Origin of the sequence: Halorubrum sp. SP3 (genome assembly GCF_005435195.1) — an archaeon.
GTDB lineage: Archaea > Halobacteriota > Halobacteria > Halobacteriales > Haloferacaceae > Halorubrum > Halorubrum sodomense.
This window is the reverse complement of the sequence record NZ_SGTU01000856.1, coordinates 1-208: the sequence shown is the minus strand read 5'-3', so window position 1 is coordinate 208 and position 208 is coordinate 1. Positions and strand designations below refer to the sequence as shown.

Sequence of the window (208 nt, the reverse complement as noted above, 5' to 3'; positions counted from 1 at the left end):
ACTACACAGAGTATGCGTTCGATGAGGCTCGAAATCAGGATATCTCATCGGTATCTGTCGGTTCAAATTCGATAGAAAGCTTGGCAACATTTTTCGATCTTCTGACCGAGAGCTTCGACTTATACTGGTCTCAGGTGAAAAAGAGTAATGAGTTGGAAAGTGAGGATAGAAACGATTCGGCGGCGGAGCGGTGTGGACGCTATCTCAA

At 45.7% G+C, this 208-nt stretch carries 1 protein-coding gene; it reads left to right on the top strand.

The genetic code is table 11. The annotated features are described in order from the left end of the window. A partial coding sequence (locus EXE42_RS20145) for a hypothetical protein (protein ID WP_206750802.1) occupies window positions 1–208 on the top strand: 208 nt, incomplete at both ends.